Annotated in this window: 13 protein-coding genes; 7 read left to right on the top strand and 6 right to left on the bottom strand. The window is 60.5% G+C overall.

The features are described from left to right. Positions 1 to 6: 6 nt before the first annotated feature. From EJA71_RS21705 to EJA71_RS21695, 3 genes are all read left to right on the top strand, one after another. Entirely contained in the window at positions 7 to 660 is a 654-nt protein-coding gene (locus tag EJA71_RS21705; RefSeq protein ID WP_158959591.1) for an ABC transporter permease, read from the top strand. Next, positions 657 to 1,814, top strand: coding sequence for a betaine/proline/choline family ABC transporter ATP-binding protein (locus EJA71_RS21700; protein WP_053117057.1), 1,158 nt, complete (start codon positions 657 to 659; stop codon positions 1,812 to 1,814). Before EJA71_RS21705 ends, EJA71_RS21700 begins: the two co-directional genes overlap by 4 nt. 649 nt (positions 1,815 to 2,463) lie before the next feature. Continuing rightward, on the top strand, positions 2,464 to 3,627 hold the full coding sequence (locus EJA71_RS21695) for a type III PLP-dependent enzyme (RefSeq protein WP_016986476.1): 1,164 nt from the start codon (positions 2,464 to 2,466) through the stop codon (positions 3,625 to 3,627). Positions 3,628 to 3,806: 179 nt separating this feature from the next. Here EJA71_RS21695 and EJA71_RS21690 read toward each other — a convergent pair whose 3' ends face one another. Both EJA71_RS21690 and EJA71_RS21685 read right to left on the bottom strand, forming a co-directional pair. After that, positions 3,807 to 4,565, bottom strand: coding sequence for a tetratricopeptide repeat protein (locus EJA71_RS21690; RefSeq protein WP_158959590.1), 759 nt, complete (start codon positions 4,563 to 4,565; stop codon positions 3,807 to 3,809). Continuing rightward, complete coding sequence (locus EJA71_RS21685) at positions 4,562 to 5,242, bottom strand: Fe2+-dependent dioxygenase (protein ID WP_158959589.1); 681 nt, start codon at positions 5,240 to 5,242, stop codon at positions 4,562 to 4,564. The genes EJA71_RS21690 and EJA71_RS21685 overlap by 4 nt, the downstream gene beginning before the upstream one ends. A 207-nt stretch (positions 5,243 to 5,449) precedes the next feature. Between EJA71_RS21685 and EJA71_RS21680 the strand changes: the two genes are divergently transcribed. Continuing rightward, entirely contained in the window at positions 5,450 to 7,765 is a 2,316-nt protein-coding gene (locus tag EJA71_RS21680; RefSeq protein ID WP_158959588.1) for a TonB-dependent siderophore receptor, read from the top strand. 212 nt (positions 7,766 to 7,977) lie between these two features. Beyond that, entirely contained in the window at positions 7,978 to 10,506 is a 2,529-nt protein-coding gene (locus tag EJA71_RS21675; RefSeq protein ID WP_158959627.1) for a sulfite reductase flavoprotein subunit alpha, read from the top strand. Between the two features lie 96 nt (positions 10,507 to 10,602). Here EJA71_RS21675 and EJA71_RS21670 read toward each other — a convergent pair whose 3' ends face one another. The 4 genes from EJA71_RS21670 to ptsP form a co-directional block, all read right to left on the bottom strand. Then, entirely contained in the window at positions 10,603 to 12,144 is a 1,542-nt protein-coding gene (locus EJA71_RS21670; protein WP_158959587.1) for an alkaline phosphatase, read from the bottom strand. A gap of 186 nt (positions 12,145 to 12,330) precedes the next feature. Further along, positions 12,331 to 14,064 carry a PTS fructose-like transporter subunit IIB gene (locus tag EJA71_RS21665; RefSeq protein WP_158959586.1) on the bottom strand — a complete coding sequence of 578 codons (1,734 nt, stop codon included), beginning with the start codon at positions 14,062 to 14,064 and terminating at the stop codon, positions 12,331 to 12,333. An 11-nt stretch (positions 14,065 to 14,075) separates the two neighbouring features. Then, positions 14,076 to 15,017, bottom strand: coding sequence for a 1-phosphofructokinase (gene pfkB / locus EJA71_RS21660; RefSeq protein WP_158959585.1), 942 nt, complete (start codon positions 15,015 to 15,017; stop codon positions 14,076 to 14,078). Next, positions 15,017 to 17,878 (bottom strand): phosphoenolpyruvate--protein phosphotransferase, encoded by a 2,862-nt coding sequence (gene ptsP, locus EJA71_RS21655; RefSeq protein WP_158959584.1) that lies wholly within the window; start codon positions 17,876 to 17,878, stop codon positions 15,017 to 15,019. Before ptsP ends, pfkB begins: the two co-directional genes overlap by 1 nt. A gap of 306 nt (positions 17,879 to 18,184) precedes the next feature. On the opposite strand from ptsP, the gene cra reads away from it, so the two are divergent. Next, positions 18,185 to 19,180, top strand: a complete 996-nt coding sequence (gene cra / locus EJA71_RS21650) for a catabolite repressor/activator (protein WP_158959583.1) — start codon at positions 18,185 to 18,187, stop codon at positions 19,178 to 19,180. Between the two features lie 3 nt (positions 19,181 to 19,183). Then, a complete protein-coding gene (locus EJA71_RS21645) occupies positions 19,184 to 19,963 on the top strand; it encodes a TatD family hydrolase (protein WP_158959582.1) in 780 nt (259 codons plus the stop codon). Positions 19,964 to 20,030: the final 67 nt, after the last annotated feature.

The following is a 20,030-nucleotide window of genomic DNA, read 5'->3' as shown; positions in this document are numbered from 1 at the left end:
AAAGTCATGGAATTTTTCAACGCCTTTTCCCATCTCGACTGGCAGCAGGTGATGCACCTGACCTGGCAGCACATCACCCTCGTCGGCATCGCCGTGACGTTGGCGATCCTCATCGGCGTGCCGCTGGGCATCCTGATGACACGATTTCCAACCCTTGCCGGCCCGTTGCAGGCCAGCGCTACGGTGCTGTTGACCGTGCCGTCGATTGCCCTGTTCGGCCTGCTGCTGCCGTTCTATTCCAAGTTCGGCCAGGGCCTGGGCCCGATGCCGGCAATCACCGCCGTGTTCCTTTATTCGCTGCTGCCGATCATGCGCAACACCTACCTCGCTCTGACCGGTGTAGAGCCGGGCATCCGTGAAGCGGCACGCGGCATCGGCATGACTTTCGGCCAGCGCCTGCGCATGGTCGAGTTGCCGATCGCTGTGCCAGTAATCCTCGCTGGCGTGCGCACCGCCGTGGTGATGAACATCGGCGTGATGACCATCGCCGCGACCATCGGCGCCGGCGGCCTCGGTGTGTTGATCCTCGCTTCCATCAGCCGCAGTGACATGTCGATGCTGATCGTCGGCGCACTGCTGGTCAGTCTTCTGGCCATTTTCGCTGACCTGTTTCTCCAATGGCTGCAACGCTCGTTGACTCCAAAAGGACTCCTCAAATGATCGAACTTCAAAACCTCAGCAAAACTTTCCAAAGCAACGGCAAAGATGTCAAAGCCGTGGACTCGGTGAGCCTGACCGTCAATGAAGGCGAAATCTGTGTGTTCCTCGGGCCATCGGGTTGCGGCAAAAGCACCACGCTGAAAATGATCAACCGCCTGATCAAACCGACCTCGGGCAAGATCCTCATCAATGGCGAAGACACCACTGATCTCGACGAAGTGACCCTGCGTCGCAACATCGGTTACGTGATCCAGCAGATCGGCCTGTTCCCGAACATGACCATCGAAGAGAACATCGTCGTCGTGCCGAAACTGCTCGGCTGGGACAAACAGAAATGCCACGACCGCGCCCGCGAGTTGATGAGCATGATCAAGCTCGAACCCAAGCAGTATCTGCATCGCTACCCGCGTGAACTGTCCGGTGGCCAGCAACAGCGCATCGGCGTGATCCGCGCACTGGCCGCTGATGCGCCGCTGCTGTTGATGGACGAGCCGTTCGGTGCGGTCGACCCGATCAACCGCGAGATGATCCAGAACGAATTCTTCGAAATGCAGCGCGCGCTGAACAAGACCGTGATCATGGTCAGCCACGACATCGACGAAGCGATCAAACTCGGCGACAAGATCGCAATCTTCCGCGCCGGCAAACTGCTGCAGATCGATCACCCGGACACGCTCCTCGCGCACCCGGCAGACGACTTTGTCAGCAACTTCGTCGGCCAGGACAGCACGCTCAAACGCTTGCTGTTGGTAAAAGCAGAAGATGCGGCGGACAACGCGCCGTCGGTCAGCCCGGAAACCCCGGTGGCCGATGCGCTGGAATTGATGGACGAGCATGACCGTCGCTACGTGGTGGTCACCTGCGCTGACAACAAGGCGCTGGGCTACGTGCGTCGTCGCGATCTGCATCGCCAGACCGGCACTTGCGCGCAGTTCCTGCGTGAGTTCAACGCCACCGCAGCGTACGACGAGCATCTGCGCATCCTGCTGTCGCGGATGTACGAGTTCAACCGTTCGTGGCTGCCGGTGATGGATGCCGAGCGGGTGTTCCTTGGAGAGGTGACGCAGGAGTCGATTGCCGAGTATCTGAGCTCCGGCAAATCTCGTGGCGGCAAGACCAGTATCGTCTCGCCAGCTGAAGCCGTGGTCGCCTGATTACCCGGTAAAAACACAAAGCCCTATGGGAGCGAGCTTGCTCGCGAAAGCGCAATATCAGTCAACAACGATGTCGACTGTGAAAAAGCCTTCGCGAGCAAGCTCGCTCCCACAGGGTCGTGGTGAGTTTTTTGTTCATTCACAGGGCGGAAAAGAATCTCAACACCAGACCGATCCAAACCCTGTCGGACAAGTTGTTCGACATAGGCAAAATACCCCTCACACCCTCCCCCTCGCCGCCAACGTCGCCGATGTTGACGCGATCACACTTACCCACGACTTAGCCGACATAATCCGCGAACGTGCAGGTATTTTTAACAGTGCGAAATTCTCGGGGAACATCTGTCCGTCATCTCGGTCGGCTACAAAGAGTGCTGAACGCGACGCACGTCAGAAGCGTGCAAAAACGCGACATTTTTAGTTGATCTCAGGCCCCTCACGCCCTAAAGTTCGCGCCGAACGTCCATGCTGGAAACGATCCATCCGGCTCAAGTACTGACGACGAGACAGCAAGGCCAAGGGTAAAACCACCCATGGCCTTTTTGCTTTCGGCGACATGCCTTGGGAAGTAGGCGAACCAAAGTGGGGATACGGAGGGCGTTCATTTGCACCCATTGATTAACGACGTTTGCCAGTAGGAGTTCCCAGCATGTCGATCCAGGTCGAAGACTATTTCGCGCGCGCTACATTCGACAAAATGAAGGCGTTCGCCGACAAACAGGAAACCCCGTTCGTGGTGATCGACACCGCGATGATCAGCCAGGCCTACGATGACCTGCGCGCCGGTTTCGAATTCGCCAAGGTCTACTACGCGGTCAAGGCCAACCCGGCCGTCGAGATCATCGACCTGCTCAAAGAGAAAGGTTCGAGCTTCGACATCGCCTCGATCTACGAGCTGGACAAAGTAATGGATCGCGGCGTCAGCGCCGACCGTATCAGCTACGGCAACACCATCAAGAAATCCAAGGACATCCGCTACTTCTACGAGAAGGGCGTGCGTCTGTTCTCCACCGACTCCGAAGCCGACCTGCGCAACATCGCCAAGGCTGCACCGGGCTCGAAAGTCTATGTACGCATCCTCACTGAAGGCTCGACCACGGCTGACTGGCCACTGTCGCGCAAATTCGGCTGCCAGACCGACATGGCCATGGACCTGCTGATCCTCGCCCGCGACTTGGGCCTGGTGCCTTACGGCATCTCGTTCCACGTGGGTTCGCAACAGCGCGACATCAGCGTCTGGGACGCGGCGATCGCCAAGGTCAAAGTGATCTTCGAGCGTTTGAAGGAAGAAGACGGCATCCACCTGAAGCTGATCAACATGGGCGGTGGCTTCCCGGCCAACTACATCACCCGTACCAACAGCCTGGAAACCTACGCCGAAGAAATCATTCGCTTCCTCAAAGAAGACTTCGGTGATGATCTGCCGGAAATCATTCTCGAGCCTGGCCGTTCGTTAATTGCCAACGCCGGTATTCTGGTCAGCGAAGTGGTATTGGTTGCACGCAAGTCGCGCACCGCTGTAGAGCGTTGGGTTTATACCGACGTGGGCAAGTTCTCCGGCCTGATCGAAACCATGGACGAAGCGATCAAGTTCCCGATCTGGACCGAGAAGAAAGGCGAGATGGAAGAAGTCGTCATCGCCGGCCCGACCTGCGACAGCGCCGACATCATGTACGAGAACTACAAGTACGGTCTGCCGCTGAACCTGGCGATTGGTGATCGTCTGTACTGGCTGTCGACCGGTGCGTACACCACCAGTTACAGCGCGGTTGAGTTCAATGGCTTCCCGCCCTTGAAGTCGTTCTACGTGTAAGAGCAGCTGCGAGTTTCAAGCTGCTAGCGGCAAGTGAAAAGCCCATGACGTGTCATGGGCTTTTTTGTATTCGCTGATGCCAATCCCTGTGGGAGCGAGCTGGCTCGCGAAAGCGGTGGATCAGCGCAGATGATGGTGACTGTCACGACGCCTTCGCGAGCAAGCTCGCTCCCACAGGATTATGCGGTGCGGTTCAATTCATCGGCACGACGCTGATATCGGGATGCGAAGGCTTGAATCCTTGGGTCTGTCGCGTCAGCCAGCGTCTGACTCGCCACCCGCAAAAAATTCAGATTACCGCCGGCCAAGGCTTTCTCAAGCCACATGACGGCATCATCGATCCTGCCTTCATCGGCCAACACTGCCGCAAAACTGAACTGCCCACGAAAATCCCCGCCTTCTGCCGAACGCCGATACCACTCACGCGCCGCCGCCGGGTCCGCCGGGCACACCGGCCCTTCCTCCAGATAGCGCCCCAGCAGATTCATCGATTTCGCATGACCCAACTCAGCCGCGCGTCGATACAACGCCAGCGCCTGCAAATGATCCACGGCCACACCGCGCCCGGTCGCCAACAGATTGGCAAAGTTGTACATCGCCCAATCCAGTCCGGCATCCGCCGCAATCCGGTAATGCTGTGCAGCAATCGCCGCATCCGCCGCACAACCCCAGCCATGCTCATGACAACGCCCGAGCATGTTGCGCGCCATCAGATGCCCGCGCCCGGCGGCGATGTCGAACCAGCGCAGCGCCAGCGCTTGATCCTGCGCGATGCCCTGACCGTCCAGCAGAATCTGTCCAAGCAACGCCTGCGCTTCAACCTCGCCCTCGCCCGCCGCGAGCAAAATCGCCTGCGCCGCGCGGGCCGGGCTTTCTGCGAGCATGGCGCTGAGTTGCTCGCCGCTGAGGATCTCCTCGCGACGGATTTGAAACGTCATACCTCGACCCAGCGACGAAGCAGGTTGTGATAGGTGCCGGTCAGGCGGATCAATGAAGGATGATCGGGCATGTCCTGGGTGAGCTGCTGGATCGCGCCGTCCATCTCGAACAGCAATGCGCGCTGGCTGTCTTCGCGAACCAGGCTCTGCGTCCAGAAGAATGAGGCGTAGCGCGCGCCACGGCTGACCGCGTTGACCTTATGCAGACTGGTGCCGGGGTACAAAACCATATCGCCGGCCGGCAGTTTCACTTGCCGAGTGCCGTAGGTGTCCTGGATTTCCAGCTCGCCGCCGTCGTAATCCTCAGGCTCGCTGAAGAACAGCGTGGCCGACAAATCGGTGCGCACGCGCTCAATACTGCCCTTGGGCTGGCGCACCGCATTGTCGATGTGGAAATCGAAACTGCCGCCGGCCGTGTAACAGTTCACTAACGGCGGGAAGACTTTGTGCGGCAACGCGGCCGACATGAACAACGGATTTTTCCACAGCCGCTCAAGCATCGCCGCGCCGATTTCCTTGGCCAGTGGATGGCCTTCAGGCAATTGCAGGTTGTGCTTGGCCTTGGCCGACTGGAAGCCAGCGGTGATCTTGCCATCGGCCCAATCGGCTTGCTCCAGCGCCTCGCGAATGCGCTGCACCTCGTCTTTCGCGAACAGTGCGGGAATGTGCAGCAGCATGGTGATGTCACCTGATGGCAAAGAGGCGGCAATGGTATTGATTCTTATTGGCCGTGTAAAACCCGGGAGACGAACGAACTGGCAGAAACCGTAAGGTTAAATTGTAAAGAATGTAAATTCAGTGCAGTTAGCAATGTTTCGCAATTGATACGAATACCTGTTTACCCTATATTCCGCCGCCTCAAATCCTTGGGGAGGGGAATAAAAATGGCACGTCAACACGCACAATTACCGGTCAGTTCACCACGTCTGCTCGCTTCGGCAATTGGTGTAGCGATCACTGCAGGCTCCGCTGGCCACATGGTCTTCGCTGCGGAAAAAACCGAGAGCAAAGCCTCCGGCAATGCCATCGCCCTGGACGCCACCGCCATCACCGGCGAAGCCCAGGACTCGACGTCCTACCAGGTCGAAAAAGCCTCCTCGCCCAAGTACACCGCGCCGCTGGTCGACACGCCGCGCTCGGTCACCGTGATTCCGCAACAGGTTCTGAAAGACACCGGCGCCCTGAACATGCAGGACGCGCTGCGCACCGTGCCGGGCATCACCTTTGGCGCCGGTGAAGGCGGCAACCCTCAGGGCGACCGTCCGTTCATTCGCGGCTTCGACGCCCAAGGCGACACCTACCTCGATGGCGTGCGCGACACCGGTTCGCAGAGCCGCGAAATCTTCGCCGTGGAAAACATTGAAGTCAGCAAGGGCCCGAACTCTGCCATCGGCGGTCGTGGCGCAGCCGGCGGCAGCATCAACCTGGTGAGCAAAAAAGCGCACCTGGGCAACTCGTTCGACGGTGGCTTCACCCGGGGCTCCGACCAGACCCAGCGCTACACCCTCGACGGCAACTACCAGTTCAGCGACACCGCCGCTGGCCGTCTGAACCTGATGAGCCACGAGAGCAATGTCGCCGGTCGTGACAAGGTCGATTACGACCGTTGGGGCATCGCTCCGTCCCTGGCGTTTGGCCTGGGCACCGACACCCGCGTCAACCTCGATTACTACCACCTGGAAAGCAACGACACCCCGGATTCGGGCATCCCTTACACCATTCCAACCGGCGGCTCTGCTGCGCGCACCAAGTCCAACCCGGACAAGCCATACGCTGGCGGTGATCACAGCAACTTCTACGGTCTGGATCGCGACTTCCGCAAGGGCCGCACCGACACCGCGACCTTCGCCATTGAGCATGACCTGAGCGACTCGCTGACGATCAAGAACACCCTGCGCCACGGCACCAGCATGCAGGATTACATCCTGACTCAGCCGGACGACAGCAAGGGCAACGTCAACAACGGCAGCGTCTGGCGTCGTGCCAATACTCGGGTGAGCAACACCGAGACCACCACCAACCAGACTGACCTGTTCGGCAACTTCTACGTCGCCGGCTTCAAGAACAGCTTCTCCACCGGCGTCGAATACACCCGTGAGGAAAGCCAGAAGTCTTCGTACAACGTCAACACCGACACCACGCCGCGCACCAGCGCAGCGACCACAAACTGCAATCCGGGTCTGATCGGCGCGGCCAGTGGCTACAACTGCACTTCGCTGTCGAACCCGAACCCGAACGATCCGTGGAACGGCGCGATCTCGCGCAACTACGCCGGCACCGACACCCAGTCCGATACGTACGCACTGTATGTGTTCGACACCCTGGAGCTGTCCGAGCAATGGCTGGTGAACATGGGCCTGCGTTACGACCATTTCGAAACCGGCTACAAGACTTACACCAACGCTGGCCGCACCACCTCCAAGGGTGACGACACCAGCGAGTTCGTCACCGGTCAATTCGGTGTCGTCTACAAGCCAGCAGAGAACGGCAGCATTTACGCGTCCTACGCGACCTCGGCGACTCCACCGGGCAACACGCTGGGTGAAGGTCAGGAAGGCAACCCGTTGGGCGGCACGGCAGATCGCAGCGGCAATCTGCTGAGCAGCGACATGGAGCCGGAAACCACCAAGAACTACGAAATCGGCACCAAGTGGGATCTGTTGAATGATCGTCTGTCGCTGACTGCTGACATCTTCCGCACCGAGAAAGAAAACGCTCGCGTGCAGGTCGATACCTCGTCGTACGAAAACGCCGGCAAGACCCGCGTGCAAGGTGTCGAACTGTCGGCCAGCGGCAAGCTCACCGACAAATGGCAAGTGTTCGCCGGCTACGCCTACATGGACAGCGAACAAGTCGATGGCGGTCCACTGGGCCGGGCCAACGATGGCAACGAACTGCCAAACACGCCGAAAAACAGCGCCAGCCTGTGGACCACTTACCAGGTCACGCCGAAGCTGACCATCGGTGGCGGTGCGTTCTACGTGGATGACGTGTTCGGCAGCGTGGCCAACACCACCATGGTCGATTCGTATGTTCGCTACGACGCGATGGCAGCATACAAGCTGACCAAGAACGTCGACCTGCAACTCAACGTGCAGAACCTGACCAACGAAAACTACTACGACAAAGCCTTCTCGACCCACTTCGCCAACCAGGCGGCGGGCCGTACGGCGCTGTTGAGCACCAATTTCCACTTCTAAACCTGTAGGAGCTGCGGCACGCTGCGATCTGTTGATCTGGCTTTTGATTCTGAAAAAAATCAAAAGATCGCAGCCTTCGGCAGCTCCTACAAAAACAGTGGGCCCCGTTCATTCAATTGAACGGGGCTTTTGTGCGTAATAAAGAACGCTTCTCGATAACCCACGGCATAATGCGCGCCGTGAAGACAATTTCCGAACGGACGGCGAGTGACGTGTTGAAGAAAACCCTGTTCCAGTTGCACTGGTTTTTTGGCATCACCGCAGGCCTGGTGCTGGCCTTGATGGGCATCACCGGCGCGGCCTATTCGTTTCAGGACGAAATCCTGCGGGCGATCAATCCGTCCGTCCTGCAAGTGGAAAAACAGGTCGCCGGCGTCCTGCCCCCGGTTGAACTGGTCGAGCGCATCGAAGCCACCTCGGGTAAAAAAGTTTCAATGCTCTGGGTCGAGACCGATAGCGGCAACGCGGCGAAAGTGTTTTTCACCCCGCCAAAGGGCGAACGTCGCGGTGAAATGCGCTATTTCGACCCGTACACCGGCGAGTTCATGGGCGATGCCGTCGGCCAGGACTTCTTCGGCCTGATGCTGCAACTGCACCGCTTCCTCGCGATGGGCGATACCGGGCGCAACATCACCGGCGCCTGCACGCTGATCCTGCTGTTTTTCTGCCTCTCCGGTCTGTACCTGCGCTGGCCGCGTCAGTGGAACAGCTGGCGTGTTTGGCTGACGCTGGACTGGCAGAAAAAGGGCCGCGCCTTCAATTGGGATCTGCACTCGGTGGCGGGCACCTGGTGCCTGTTGGTCTATTTGCTGCTGGCGTTGACCGGGTTGTCGTGGTCGTACGAGTGGTACAACAAAGGCCTGACCAAATTGCTCTCCGACGCGCCGCAAAACGAGCGCGTGCGCGGCGGTCGCGGCCCGGCACCAGAAGGCCCGGCACCGACCGCCGACTACGCGGCGATGTGGAGCAGCATCTACAGCGCTGCCGGCCCTGGCCTGTCTGCCTACAACATTCGGATGCCGCCGGTGGCCGGTCAACCGGCGACGGTGTTCTACCTGCTGGAAAGTTCGCCGCATGATCGTGCACTGAACCAGATCACCCTCGACCCGGCCACCGGCATCGTCAAACGGGTCGACCGCTACGCCGACAAGAGCTTCAAGGCGCAACTGCTGACCAGCATTTATGCGCTGCACGTCGGCAGCTATTTCGGCCTCTTCGGACGGATCATCATCACGCTCGCGGCGGTGTGCATGCCGCTGTTTTTCATCACCGGATGGCTGCTGTATCTCGATCGCCGACGCAAGAAAAAGCACATCAAGGACGCGCGCAAAGGTCTCGAGCAACCGGCCGACGATGCGTCGGCGTGGCTGATCGGTTTTGCCAGTCAAAGCGGTTTTGCCGAGCAATTGGCTTGGCAAACCGCCGGGCAATTGCAGGCCGCCGGTTTGCCGGTGAAAGTGCAGCCGCTGGCCGATGTCAGCGAGCAAGATTTGCGTGAATCAAACAACGCGTTGTTCGTGGTCAGCACCTTCGGCGACGGCGAAGCACCGGACAGCGCCCGTGGTTTCGAGCGCAAAGTGCTGGGCCAGGCTGCAACGCTCGACAGTCTGAATTACTCGGTGCTCGGTCTGGGTGATCGGCAGTATCAGCACTTCTGCGGCTTCGCCAAACGCCTGCATCAGTGGCTGGGCGAACACGGCGGCAAGACGTTGTTTGCGCCGGTAGAAGTCGACAGCGGCGACCCCTATGCGCTGCGTCACTGGCAGACACAACTCGGTCTGCTCACCGGGCAGGCGCCGGTCGATACCTGGCAGGCGCCGAGCTACGACAACTGGACGCTGACACGCCGCGAACTGATGAACCCGGACAGCAGCGGTTCGCCGGTTTATCTGTTGGGCCTGAACGCACCGAACACCAGCAGTTGGCTGGCTGGTGATCTGGTCGAAGTGCTGCCGCGCAATTGCCCGTGGGTCATCGAACATTTCCTCGACGGCCTGGGTATTCGTGGCGAGACCATGGTGAAAATCAACGGCCTCGACGAGCCGCTGGAAGTTGCATTGGCTTCGCGTCAATTGCCGGAGCATCGCGCGCATCTGGTCGGTTTGCATGCGCAGTCGCTGGTCGATGCGATGGTGCCGCTGGCCATGCGTGAATACTCGATCGCCTCGATTGCCGCCGACGGTGTGCTGGAGCTGATCGTACGTCAGGAACAGCATGTCGATGGCAGCCTCGGCATCGGTTCCGGCTGGTTGACCGAGCATGCGCCGGTCGGTGGCGCCATCAGCCTGCGCGTGCGCCGCAACAGTGGTTTCCACCTGCCGAACGAGCCAGTGCCGATGATTCTTTTGGGCAACGGCACAGGTCTGGCCGGGCTGCGCAGTTTGCTCAAGGCACGGATTGCCGACGGCCAGCAGCGCCAGTGGTTGCTGTTTGGTGAGCGCAATCGTGAACACGATTTCCTCTGCCGCGCGGAGCTGGAAGAGTGGTTCATCAATGGTGATCTGCAACGGCTGGATCTGGCGTTTTCGCGCGATCAGGTCGAGAAGGTTTATGTGCAGGATCGCTTGCGTGAGTCGGCTGACGAATTGAAAAAATGGTTGGCTGACGGCGCCGTGATCTACATCTGCGGCAGCCTGCAAGGCATGGCCTCAGGCGTGGACCAGGTACTCAACGACGTTCTCGGCAGCACCGAAGTCGAACGCCTGATCGAACAGGGCCGCTACCGCCGCGACGTCTATTGAAAACACCCCTGTAGGAGCTGCCGCAGGCTGCGATCTTTTGATCTTGATCTTCACAAAGCAAAATCAAAAGATCGCAGCCTGCGGCAGCTCCTACGGTCAGATTGGCTGCAACTTCTGTTCGAAAACGGCTACGCCATTCAGATCGCGCAACACCACGCTCATCTCCCCGCTCTGCCCTTCGATATTCACCTCGCCAAAAAACTGAAACCCGGCAAACGGCGATGCGTTCTGCACCGGTGGCGCTTTCTCGAATACCACCTCAGGGCCGAAGGTTTTATCCAGCGGATTGGGCCCGAAACTGCCGGCATTCAACGGCCCCGCGACAAACTCCCAGAACGGTTCGAAATCCTGAAACGCCGCACGATCCGGGTGGTAGTGATGCGCCGCGCAGTAATGCACGTCGGTGGTGAGGAAGACGAAATTGTATACCTGCTGCGCACGCAGGTAGCCGAGCAATTCGGCGATTTCCACCTCGCGCCCCTGCGCCGGTCCCGGGTCACCGTTAGCTACCGCTTCCCAGCGCGCCACACCCGGGCTGACCTCGCCATCGGGCACACCCAAACCGATCGGCATGTCGGCGGCAATCACCTTCCACTGGGCTTTGGATTTCTTCAAGCCGCGCTTGAGCCAGTCCAGTTGCTCACGCCCAAGGAACGGTTTCGCGGCGCCAAGGTTGTCGTCATTGGCGCCGCGATAACTGCGCATGTCGAGCACGAACACATCGAGCATCGGCCCGTAACTGAGCTTGCGATAAATCCGTCCGCCACCGTCGGCGGCCTGCAGGCGCATCGGTGAATATTCTAGCCAGGCTTTTCGCGCGCGACCGACCAGGGTGTGGATATCTTTCTCCTGATAACGCTCGTCGAGCTGCTTGCCGGGCGACCAGTTGTTGACCACTTCATGGTCGTCCCACTGCCAGATCTGCGGCACTTCGGCGTTGAAGCGACGGATGTTTTCGTCCATCAGGTTGTAGCGGTAGTTGCCGCGATAATCGTCGAGGGTCTGCGCGACTTTGCTCTTGGCTTCGGTGGTCAGGTTGCGCCAGATGCGCCCGCCTTCGGTGGTGAGCTGAGCAGGCACCGGGCCATCGGCGTAGATGGTGTCGCCGCTGTGGATAAAGAAGTCCGGCAAGCGCAGACGCATGGCTTCGTAAATGCGCATGCCGCCGATGTCCGGGTTGATGCCGAAGCCCTGGCCGACGGTGTCGCCGCTCCAGACGAAACGAATATTGCGCCGCACCGTCGGTGCGCTGCGCAGGTGGCCGAGCCATGGCTCGCTGGCGGCGCCGGTACGGGCGTCCTTGAAATACACCCGATAGAAGATCGCCTGATCGGCGGGCAGCCCGCTGAGTTCAACGCGGGCGGTGAAATCTGTGCGCGCATCGGCGAGTGCTGAGATCAGTCGACGTGGATTACGAAACTGGCTGCGGGTGTCCCACTCGACCACCATGTGCGCGGGGCGATCGCTACGGCTCCAGATCATCGCGCGGTCGCCTTGCAGGTCGCCGGACTGCACGCCATCGGTCAGTTGCGGACGATCCTTGACCGAAGCAATCACCGCCGGCGCCAGGCTTGGCATCAACAGCCCGGCGCCAACCACTTGCATGACACGCCGGCGACCGGGATTGAAATCGCTCATGCTGTTCTCCCTGAAAAAAGGAAAACTTAAGCACGACATCATGAAACACACATGACACCAGACACACCGCAGAACCCATTGTAGGAGTGAGCCTGCTCGCGATATCGGTATATCTGCCAACATTCATGTCACTGACAGACCGCTATCGCGAGCAGGCTCACTCCTACAGGAGATTTGTGGTGTCGGTTAAGCCTTGGCCGGTTCCAGGGCCAACTCGACGGCTTCCGGGCGTTTGACCGTTGCGTAGACGACGGCCGTCAACAAACTCCCCGCGACAATCGCCAGCAGATACAACAACGCATGATTGATCGCATTCGGAATCGCCAACACAAACAGGCCACCGTGCGGCGCCATCAGTTTGCAGCCGAAGTACATCGACAACGCACCGGTCAGTGCGCCACCGGCAATGCTCGCCGGAATCACCCGCAACGGATCTTTCGCGGCAAACGGGATCGCGCCTTCAGAGATAAAGCACAGCCCCAGCACCAGCGCCGCTTTCCCCGCTTCGCGTTCAGTCTGGGCAAACTTGCGCCGTGCAATAAACGTGGCGATGCCCAGACCAATCGGCGGCACCATACCGGCGGCCATGGTTGCCGCCATCGGTGCATAACTCTGCGACGCCAACAACCCCACCGAGAACGCATACGCCGCTTTGTTGATCGGCCCACCGAGGTCGACGCACATCATGCCGCCAAGCACCACACCGAGCAGGATTGCGTTGGTGGTGCCCATGCTGTCGAGGAAATTGGTCAGGGCCAACAGCATCCCGGCGACCGGTTTGCCGACCACGTAGATCATCACCAGACCGGTGAACAGGCTGGCAAACAACGGGATGATCAGAATCGGTTTCAGCGCCTCAAGACTCTGCGGCAACGCAACATAGCGGCTGATAGCCTTGGCCGCATAACCGGCGATGAACCCGGCGACGATGCCGCCGATAAATCCGGCACCCAGGGTGCTCGCCAACAAGCCGCCAATCATTCCCGGCGCCAGACCCGGGCGGTCGGCAATCGAATAAGCGATGTAACCGGCCAACAGCGGCACCATCAGTTTGAACGCGGTCTCGCCGCCGATCTGCATCAGCGCCGCAGCCAGCGTGCCTTCTTCCTTGAACGCGGTGATGCCGAACACGAACGACAGCGCGATCATCAAACCGCCCGCCACCACCATCGGCAGCATGAACGACACGCCGGTCAGCAGGTGTTTGTAGACACCAGTTTTCTCTTGCTTGGCCGGTGCTTTACCGTCACCCGCAGCACTTTCCACAACGCCTTCGGCCAGCGCTTTTTTCAGCGTCGCTTCAGACTGCTTCAAGGCAATGCCAGTGCCACAACGATAGATTTTCTTGCCAGCAAAACGCTCGGTGGCAACCTCAATATCCGCCGCCAGCAACACCACGTCAGCTTCGGCAATCGCCGCTGCACTCAACGGGGTTTTCGCACCCACCGAGCCTTGGGTCTCGACTTGCAGTTCATAACCCAGACGCTTGGCGGTTTGCTGCAAGGCTTCGGCGGCCATAAAGGTGTGGGCGACACCGGTCGGGCACGCGGTGATGGCGACGAGGCGTGGCGCACGCGGCGCATCAGCGACCGGTTCAGCGGCCCCGGCAACGTAGACCTCAGCCTCTTCAGCACCACGACGCAACACTGCTTCGACATCCTGCAGCGCTTGGGCCGGGGCAATCTGGAAAACCCGCTTGCCGACAAAACGCGTCATGTCGACCGCACCGGTGGCGACCAACAAAACCCACTCGGCCGCGGCAATCGTCGCCGCCGACAACTCGCGTTCTGGGTGCGCGGCATCGACCACTTCAACGCTGGTGCTCCAGCCCTGACGCTGCGCCGCCGCATCAAGCAATCGCGCGCACAGCACACTGGTGACCATGCCGTTCGGGCAAGCCGTAACAATGGCTAACTTCATGACAAACCCTCTTATTGTTCTGTCAGGGGGCGCACGCGCACGCCCTGTTCGAGCTGCGCCAGTTGCGCGGCGTCGTTGATGCCGAAACCGATCTGGGTCACCGCCATCGCGGCAATCGCGGTGGCCGTGCGCAGGGTTTGTTCAGGCGTGTCGGCGCTGAGCAAACCGTGGAGCATGCCGGCCAGCAACGAATCACCGGCACCGACCGTGCTGGCGACGCTGACCTTCGGCGGCGTCGCGTGCAATGCCGAACCGATGCTGAACCAGTTCACGCCATCGGCACCGTGAGAGATCACCACGTGCTCGATGCCTTGCGCATGCAAACGTGCCGCTGCCTGTGCCTCGGCCGCGTGCGAAACCACGTCGCAAACGAGCGCATCGGCGAGTTCTTCAGTGTTCGGTTTGATCAGCCACGGACTGGCTTTCAAAGCTTCGCGCAACGCTTCGCCGCTGGAGTCGAGAGCGACTTTCAGGCCAAGCTGATTGAGCCGTTCGATCAACTCACGCAACCACTGCGCCGTCACGCCACGCGGCAAACTGCCGGCGACTACAACCGCGTCGTGCCCCGGTGCAATCTGCACCAGACGCTCAAGCAACGCTTGCTGTGCGGCAGCATCGACCACTGGCCCCGGGCCGTTGATGTCGGTGATGCGACCGTCCTGTTCAGCCACTTTGATGTTGCTGCGCGTCTCGCCCGGCACGCGGATAAACGCGTCGACAAAACCGCGCTTGGCGAACAGGGTTTCGAACGCTTGCAGATTGTCTTCGCCGAGAAAACCACTGACCGTCAGTTGATGACCAAGGTCGGCGAGCACCTGCGCGACGTTCACGCCTTTACCGGCGGCGTGGGTGTGCATCTCCTCGCTGCGATTGACCTGACCGGCCTCCAGCCGTGGCAGTTCGACGGTGAGGTCGAGCGCCGGGTTGAGGGTCAGGGTAAGAATCTTGGCCATTACAGGGCCTCCACTAATGCGCGTACTTCGTTGGCGCTGCCCACGGCCAGGGCGTGTTGAGCAAGGGTTTGCGCCTGAGTCAGGCTGAGTTCTCGGATGCGCGCTTTGACTTCGGCGATGCTGCGCCCGGACACGCTGAGTTCATCGACCCCGAGGCCGACCAGCACCGGCACCGCCAGCGGATCTGCCGCGAGTTCGCCGCAGACGCCGACCCATTTGCCATGGGCATGGGCGGCGCGCACGGTGATGTCGATCAGTTGCAGTACCGCCGGGTGCAGGCCATCCGCCTGCGCCGACAGGGTCGGGTGGCCGCGGTCGATGGCCAGGGTGTATTGCGTGAGGTCGTTGGTGCCGACGCTGAAGAAGTCGACTTCCTTGGCCAATACCGGCGCGAGCAACGCGGCGGACGGCACTTCGATCATGATCCCCAGTTGCAGATCGGCGACCGGGATTTCCAGGCGCAGACGTTCAGTCATGTCGCGGGCCTGGCGCCACTCTTCGACGCTGCCGACCATCGGGAACATGATCCGCAACGGACGGTTGTCGGCAGAACGCAGCAAGGCACGCAACTGCGCTTCCATGATCTGCGGACGCTGCAAGGTCAGGCGAATGCCGCGCACGCCGAGGAACGGGTTTTCTTCTTTGGCGATCGGCCAATACGGCAGCGGTTTGTCGCCGCCGACATCCAACGTACGCACCACCAATGGCCGCCCGGCGAGACCATCGAGCACACGACGGTATTCGGCTTCTTGCGTGGCTTCATCCGGTGCTTGCGGGTGGGCCATGAAAATCAGTTCGGTGCGCAGCAGACCAATGCCTTCGGCGCCCTGCTCCACCGCGCTGATCACGCCGGCACTTTCGCCGATGTTGGCGAACACTTCGACCGCGTGGCCGTCGGTGGTGTGCGCCGGTTGATGGCGTTGTTCGGCGGCAATCTTCAGGCGTTGCTCGCGGGTGTCGCGTTCTTCGGTGGCGCGTTGCAAGGTCGCCGCATCGGCATCGACGTGCAGGCGACCGCGTTGACCGTCGAGCAGCAACGGTGTGCCTGGCGCCAGCAACAACACCGCTGCGCCAGCGCCGACCAGCGCCGGAATCCCGAGGGCTCGCGCAACGATTGCACTGTGCGCTGTGGCGCCGCCGCGTGCGGTGAGAATCCCCGCGACACGCGCCGGATCCAGCCGTGCAACGTCGGACGGCCCGACTTCGTCCATCACCAGAATGTACGCTTGCTCAGGTTCGTTCGGCGTTTCAATTCCGCACAGTTGCGCCAGCACACGGCGGCCGATGTCACGCAGATCCGCCGCGCGCTCGGCGAGCAACGCGTCTTGCAGCGATTCCTGTTGTTTGGCCGCCGCTTCGATCACCGCCATCCACGCCGCTTCAGCGCTTTCGCCTTGCTTGAGGCGGGTGTCGACTTCGTCGGTGAGTTCCGGGTCGTCGAGCATCTCCTGATGGGTAATGAAGATCTCGCGGATGGCTTTGGCCTTGCTGCGTTCGATCAGGCCCTGAATGTCGCTGCGCACATCGCTGAGCGCTTGTTTGAGACGTTCGCGCTCGATGGCGGCGGACTCGCCCCGCAACGGGTAATCGATGGATTGCTGCACTTGAATGTGCGCCGGGCCGATGGCAATGCCGGGCGCGGCGGGAATGGCTTGCAACTGAGTGCCTGACGCCGGGGCAATGACTACTTCGGCGATGTCGGCAAAGACTTCTCGTTGTTCGCTAATCGCGGGCAGCGGCTCGACTTCTTCGCCGAGGCCTTCTTCGATAGCGGCGAGCAGTGCCGGCAAGGCATCGGCGGCGATGCTCGGCTCGGCGATCAGTTCCAGCACCTGACCACGACGAGCACCGAGGCTGAGCAGTTTGCTCAGGCTCTTCACCGACACGGCGCTGTCCTGACCGTCGACGATGCGCACACGAATTTCGCCATCAAAACTTTTTGCCAATTGCGCGAGGATCTTCGCCGGGCGCGCGTGCAAGCCGTGGGCGTTGGCCAGCGCAATCCGCGCGCTCGGCCAGTCGGCAGGCAACTCGCCGCCGAGCACTTCGAGAACTTTACGACTGCTGGTGGCACGGCCCAATTCATGGCCGCGACCTTCGATGAGCAACGCGCATAGACGCTCAAGCAGTGCCTGATGCGCTTCGCCGAGGCTGGCCAGACAGAACAGACCGCTGAGCGGCTGGCCGAGGTAGCGCATCGGTTTGTCCGGCGTCACGAACGCGAGGCCCGGGCGTTTCACCGTTTGTTCGCTGTGCAGCCACCACAGGCCGTCGCCCAGCGGCAACGCTTCGACTTGTTGCAGCACCGCAGAGAAACCGTTGCTCACACAATCGGCTTGGCGCAGCAGGCGTGCGCCACGCCAAACCAGTTCTTCGAAATCATCCGCCGACACGCCGAGGCCAATCATCTGCGCATCCAGCGCCAGCTCTTGCGGCGCGCCTTGCAGTAGTTTCAGCAACGCTTCCGGGGAGCTCGCACGACGCAGGGCCTGGCCCAGATCGGTCTCGCCAAGGGCACGGGTCAGCAGTTGCAGCAGGCGCAGGTGTTCGTCGGATTTGGCGGCGATACCGATCGCCAGATAAACGATCTGGCCATCGCCCCAATCCACACCTTCGGGGAACTGCATCAGGCGCACGCCAGTGGCGAACACCTGATCGCGGGTTTCCGGGGTTCCGTGAGGAATGGCAATACCTTGCCCGAGAAAGGTCGAGCCCTGGGCTTCCCGGGCCTGCAGGCCAGCGAGGTAACCGTCGGCGACCAGCCCATCGGCGACCAGATGATTGGCCAGCAATTGCAGGGCGGCGGGTTTATCCACAGCCGATTGGCCCATGGATATCTGCTCTATAGTGAGCTCGAGCATACGATCTCCTTTTTGGCATCGGATGACGCCAGGTATTGTTTTGAATGGTTGCAGCTTAGGCGCTGGATAGCTTCGCTTTTCAGCGGCTGTTTTGGCGGTTTCACGGCAGAACCGGCCAAAGGCGTCTAAAACGTAGAAAATACGCTTGCTGAAACGTTTAATCTAGATTGATCGGCACGTTACTCGATAATGTCCCATCCTTGAAGTCCAACTTGTCGGATGCGCTGCGACAATAGTCGCCTGCCCTAATCGGGTAGGATTGGCGAAAATGTTGCGGCAAGCTCGAAAAAACAAGGAAATCCCGGGTTGAAACTCAGTGATATCGCGCGGTTGGCCGGAGTGTCCGTGACCACCGCCAGCTACGTCATCAACGGCAAGGCCGAACAGCAACGCATCAGCACCGCGACCGTCGAGCGCGTGCGGGCGGTGGTCGAACTGCACGGCTTCACGCCAAACCCTCAAGCGGCCGGGCTGCGCAGTCGGCATACGCGCACGCTGGGCTTTATTCTGCCGGATCTGGAAAACCCCAGTTACGCGCGGATCGCCAAACTGCTGGAACAAGGTGCGCGTGCACGCGGCTATCAATTGCTGATCGCTAGCTCCGACGATGCCCCGGACAGCGAACGGCAATTGCTGCAACTGTTCCGTGCGCGCCGTTGCGATGCGCTGATCGTTGCCAGTTGCCTGCCCGCCGGTGACGACAGTTACCGACAATTGCAGGCCAAAGGCACGCCGATCATCGCCATCGACCGGGTCATGGAGCCGGAGCATTTCTGCTCGGTGATCAGTGACGACCGCGAGGCCAGCCGGCACCTGACCCAGAGCCTGCTCGATCCGCAACCCAAACAAATCGTACTGCTCGGCGCACGCCCGGAACTGAGCATCAGCCAGGAACGTGCCGCCGGTTTCCAACAGGCGCTGGTCGACTTCAAAGGTGAAGTGCTGGTCGAGCACGCTGAATCTTTCAGCCGTGAGTGCGGCAGGCAGTTGATGGAAGAACTCCTGCAGCGCCTGGGGCATTTGCCCGACGCATTGGTCACCACTTCCTACGTGCTGCTGCAGGGCGTTTTCGATGCGCTGCATGACTTCCCGCTGAAATCACGACCGCTGCGCCTCGGCACCTTCGGCGACACGCAGTTGCTGGACTTTCTGCCACTGCCGGTCAACGCCATGGCCCAGCAGCACCAGTTGATCGCCGACAAGGCGCTGGAACTGGCGCTGGCCGCCGTCGAGCAGTCGGAGTACAAGCCCGGCGTGCAAGCCATCGCGCGGACCTTCAAGCAGCGTATTCACCGGGACTGAACCGTGGAGCTGATCGACAGCCATACCCACCTCGACTTCCCCGACTTCGACGCCGATCGTCCGGCGCTGCTGGCCGAAAGCCGCGCCCTCGGAGTGCGGCGGATGGTGGTGTTGGGGGTTTACGAGGGCAATTGGCAACGGGTGTGGGATCTGGTGCAGAGCGATGCCGATTTGTACGCGGCATTCGGTTTGCACCCGGTGTATCTCGATCAGCATCGCCCCGAAGACTTATCGGCACTCGGCGATTGGCTGACACGCTTGCGCGGTCATCAACAGCTGTGTGCGGTGGGCGAAATCGGTCTGGATTACTTCATCGAAACGCTGGATCGCGAGCGCCAACAGTCGCTGTTCGAAGCACAGCTGCAACTGGCGGCGGACTTCGAATTGCCAGCGCTGATCCATGTGCGCCGCAGCCACGCGGCGGTGATCGCCACCCTCAAGCGCCTCAAGCTCAAACGTGCCGGAATCATCCATGCGTTTGCCGGCAGCCGCGAAGAGGCACGGGAATACATCAAACTCGGTTTCAAACTGGGTCTGGGCGGCGCGCCGACCTGGCCGCAGGCACTGCGCATGCATCGCGTGCTGGCGGAGTTGCCCCTGGAGTCTATCGTGCTGGAAACCGACTCACCGGACATGGCGCCCGCGATGTTTCCCGGTGTTCGCAATACGCCGGCGCATTTGCCGGCGATTTGTGCGGCGTTGGCCGAGTGGATGAAAATCAGCCCGGAACAACTGGCCGCCGCCAGCACCGCGAACAGCTGCGAAGTCTTCGGCTGGCAATAATCGCCCCTGTAGGAGCTGCGGCACGCTGCGATCTTTTGATCTTTAACATCAAGATCAAAAGATCGCA

Source organism: Pseudomonas sp. PB106 (assembly GCF_009764645.1).
GTDB lineage: Bacteria > Pseudomonadota > Gammaproteobacteria > Pseudomonadales > Pseudomonadaceae > Aquipseudomonas.
Note: the sequence above shows the minus strand (reverse complement) of the source record. Positions and strands in the feature narration are given on the sequence as shown.